At 61.1% G+C, this 4,153-nt stretch carries 2 protein-coding genes; both read right to left on the bottom strand.

Annotation, left to right across the window (positions count from 1 at the left end; all coding sequences use genetic code 11):
* Positions 1-669 precede the first annotated feature (669 nt).
* The gene (locus RM423_RS24090) at positions 670-1,893 is read right to left on the bottom strand and encodes an MFS transporter (protein ID WP_311425580.1); all 1,224 of its coding nucleotides are present in this window, start codon (positions 1,891-1,893) and stop codon (positions 670-672) included.
* A 90-nt stretch (positions 1,894-1,983) separates the two neighbouring features.
* A complete protein-coding gene (locus RM423_RS24085; protein ID WP_311425579.1) occupies positions 1,984-3,972 on the bottom strand; it encodes a glycosyltransferase in 1,989 nt (662 codons plus the stop codon).
* Positions 3,973-4,153: the final 181 nt, after the last annotated feature.

The raw sequence follows: 4,153 nt of genomic DNA, 5'->3' as shown, positions 1-4,153 counted from the left end.
CCCGCGTCATCAAACGCAAGATGCCCAAGTGGCACGTCAAGCGCACCCACCATGCAGCGTGGCCCCGACCGCAGCACCCTCCCACCTACCAGATCGCACGAAGCTAACTGAACGGTATTGGGGCTAGGGGCGTGCGCGACTCGCTTCCAGGGAGGTTCGCGCCATCTCGTCCTCCTTCTAGACTACATCTGACTATCGCGACACAGTATCACGATCTGGATAAGCTGGTCGTGGTCGTGGATCGCAACTGACTGCAGTTGACTGGAACGACCGAGGACAGCTGTGCCGTCGAACCTCTCGGCGAAGCAGCGGCTGGGCGGTCCCGGAGGGGACGAACGTGGTCGGCGATCCGCCGAGTCACTACCTGACGCTGATCGAACGGCACCAGGCCTGGGCCGCTTCGCAGATTCCAAGGAGTCGTGATTGACACCGACCGGTGGAGGTTGTCTGGGTCGAGGCCAGCGGAAAGGTTGGCCACGGGCGTCAGCACCGCCACTCTTCCACCGCGGCCGGCACCCGCGCCTATCGGCCCAGCAGCCCTGGCAGTGCAGGCATGGCAGCCGCTCTCCTGCGGCCTTGGCGCGAGAGGCGACCGCGTCTACGACTGGGCACTAGGCGGCCTAACCCACCGGTCGGCTCCAGCTGCTGATCCCGCTGTCACGCCGCCTACTAGTGGGCTACTACGCCCGGGCGCACCGCCTCAGCCGGCAAGAACTTGCCCACCACGCCTGCCCCGGCGGTTGCCGCGGCAGCCAGCACGGCGAGAGCGATCCACGGAACCGCATGTCCCACTTCGAATAGGGCAGTGAATGCTGCCGGAACCACGATGTTGGCGATCGCGAACCCGTACTGGAAGGCCGCCAAGTACACGCCCCGGTGCTCTGCGGGCGCCGCCTCCGCGGCCAACGCGTTGGCGACCGGCGCGTGAATCATCTCGGCCACGCAGTACAGCAACACCAGCAGAATGAGAACGAGAGATGAAATGGCAAGTGAGAACACTGGCAGTACCGACATCAGGATCGCCCAGGCCACCCACAGCAGTCCAGCGAGCACGAGGGCACGTATCCGCGAGGTCCTGCCGATCATCTTGGCGACGAACAGTTGCGTCGTGGCGATGAGGAAGGTGTTCAGCGCGAGCAAGGGGCCCAGCACTCCGACGTACCCGATGCCTCCCTCCTTCACCGAGATCGGGAGGCCGACCACGAGCGCGTCGCTGCAGATCGCAAAACCAGCGTCCACGACAATTAACCACAGAAATGCACGATTATGTAGTAGTAGCCGCAAACCAGATGGTGCGACGTCGGCATCGGCGTGCCTCGTTTTCGCACCAATTGGAAGTCTCAACAACAGCGCTGCGCCGAGCAGGAACGAAACCACGTTGCAGATCACGGCGATCTTGAAGATGCCGACGGATGCGTTGGCTACCAGCACGCCACCGATTAAGGCTCCGGTGCCGAATCCCGTCGCCTGGACTATGCCGGTCACCGCGAACAGCCGCTCCCTACCTCCCTCTTCAGGAACAGGTAGCGCGGCGAGCATCGTGAAGAAGGTGGACCAGAAGACCCTCAGGCCTGCCGCAGTGACCACAAAGGCGATGAAGATGGCCCACGGTTCACGCGCAACCAAAAAGCCGGCATAGCCCAGCGCCTGAATCAGTTGGCCTGCCACCACCATGATCCGGGGCTCGAACCGGTCGGCCAGCCGGCCGGCGAACAACGGAACAACCAGACCGAGCGTGGCTGCGGCGCTAGCCAGACCGCCAACCTCGGCGAGGGGGTACCCAGCGACCAGATGGAAGTAGAGCAGAATCATTGGCCCGAAAATTCCGGCCCCGAGCGAATCTATGAGCAGGGACAACCGTAATGCGGGGTGAACCTTGGAAACGAACACCATTCCTCGACTTCGCAGCAAGCCCTATTGATCGAATTGTACCGAGAGAAACGGGTGGGCTTGCCCGTCGCCGCGGTCAGAAGAAGCATTATCTCAAGCAACACTTCCCGTCTTGAAGAACTTGATCAGTGAACCAACATGGTAATCAAATGAGAAGGCTAGTCGCTCGGCCCGCATGCTTCCTCGAGCCGACGCGATGGCATCTCGATCGTGCAGAATTCTCGCTAACTCGTCATAGTCATCGAACGTGACCCCGCACCCATGCCTCTGAGCAAGTGAGCCCACCGAGGTGCGCGACCCGACCGGCGACCGAATGATCCAGGGCAGTCCCGCCGCCGCATAGGTGCCGAGCCTGGCTGGGATATTGAGCTCCGACCAGGTGGACGCTCGAATCTCGCCGCCATTAGAACTCTGGAACCCGTGCAACCAGGCGGCGTCGTACTGCGACAGTTCGCGCACCCAGTCCTTAGGGTCGACCGTCTCGTGCATATGGATGTAGCTGTGGCCAACCGCAAGCGAAGGGTATCTTCGGTGAAGGTAGGAGCCATAGATGTGAAGATGCACCTTGTTTCTCTCGAAGAAAGAAAGATCGTCCAGTCCGACCGGTCGGCCGGCGCAAGCGGTGTGGATTTCAGAATCCGTGTCCGACAGCAGTTCGCTCCACTCGTTGTTCATCCATTTGCCCAAAGGCAGATCGCCGTCGAGGATCAAGGACGGCACATTGCCGACAACATCCGGACAGTACGCGGCGAACCACTCTCGATTTTCGTCGCTGATGAAGATGTGACCGGCGCAGGACGCGAAGATCTCGCGAAGTTTGTCCCACAGTCCGATCTGGATACAGTGGAATGGAGATTCTTTGAACTGGAAGAACATGGGAATCCCCAGGCCCGCGGTGGCGACCTCGTGTATGAGGGGAATCGCCTGGACGTTGAGTAGGGCGTAGATGACGTCGGGGGCGACTTCACGAACCCGATCCTTCCAATGAGCGTCATTGGGGATTACCTGGATATCGGCGATCGGCGGGGCGCCGATCGAGTCCCAGGGCTCCAATGCGGTAGTCCAGAGCCCGTACAATTCATGTCCGGCCGAAGTGAAGGCTCTCAGCCTATCTGGATTGAACCCGAGCTCACCAACGATCAGGATACGGGTTCCACTGCTTTCGGGCCGTACCTGGGACTCTGGCTGATATCTTTCGCGCTCGTCGAGCTGCCGCCCGATACTAGGCCTCCAGTTCAACGGTTCGGGCCCGACCTGGTAATACGTTCGATAGGCTGCAAGGCCCCTGCCGGAAATCCACTCAGGCACAAGGCCGCGGCCGGAGATCCAATACGAACTCGGGCCTGACTGGGAGCCGTCCATGACTTCGGCTATGATCTTGTGCCGCTGATCGTAGTGATCTGTCCATTCACACGTCACTGAATCGGTGCATGCGAATCGCAGACCCGCAGCGGCGATGGCTCGCCATCTGTCCATTTCGATCGAATCAGATACGGCCTCCGTGCGAACCGGCCATCGGAGCTCCGCCTGATCGGTCAGGCGGCGATGCATAACCTGCACGAGCGCAAGCAAATTCCCGCTCGGCAGCTCGATCCCGCTGTTAGGGGCATCGGAGGGCACACCCCCCAGAATCTCGGCTTCATGCCCGACTGCATCGTCACCGTGCAAGGTCGATCCGCGCCAACCGTGCCAGATGTGGTGGCTCTGCACGCCACCGTAGGCAAGATAGACGGCCTCATCAGAGTCCAGGAGGGTCACCAGCAAGTGCAGATGATCGGGGAAGAAAACATCATCTGACGGTAGGTAGGCAACGTAGTCGCCTCGTGCCATGGCAGTGGCCGTGTTCAAGGCATGCCCGAGGCCGTGATTCTTCTCCAACCGGTGGTATCGGATCCGATCGTCGCCGATCTCGCGAATCTGCTGGCCCGTGTCATCCGGCGACCCGTCGTCAACGACGATCAGTTCCCAGTCGGTGAAGGATTGTACGCGCAGGCTGGCGATCGACCGCTTGATCGACCAAGCCTGGCGATAGGTCGGCATCAAGACCGATACCCGAGGTTCGTGGGTTTCACTCAATGACATTGTTACCTGTCTTCTTCAGTCGGACGAGCTTCAGAGACCTTGCCGCCCGGACGGCCGGGCCTTCGCCCCGAAAAGTGGACACGCGATTTGATTGTTATGCGGCCGGTCGTAGCGTAGCCGCGGTGGTGGTGTTCTCGTAGGTGATCGGGCTGCGGTAGCCGCAGGCGGAGTGCCGGCGGCG

Source organism: Jatrophihabitans lederbergiae (assembly GCF_031845305.1).
GTDB classification, from domain to species: Bacteria; Actinomycetota; Actinomycetes; order Mycobacteriales; family Jatrophihabitantaceae; genus Jatrophihabitans_A; species Jatrophihabitans_A lederbergiae.
The sequence above is the reverse complement of the archived record's forward strand: the minus strand, read 5'-3'. Positions and strand labels throughout refer to the sequence as shown.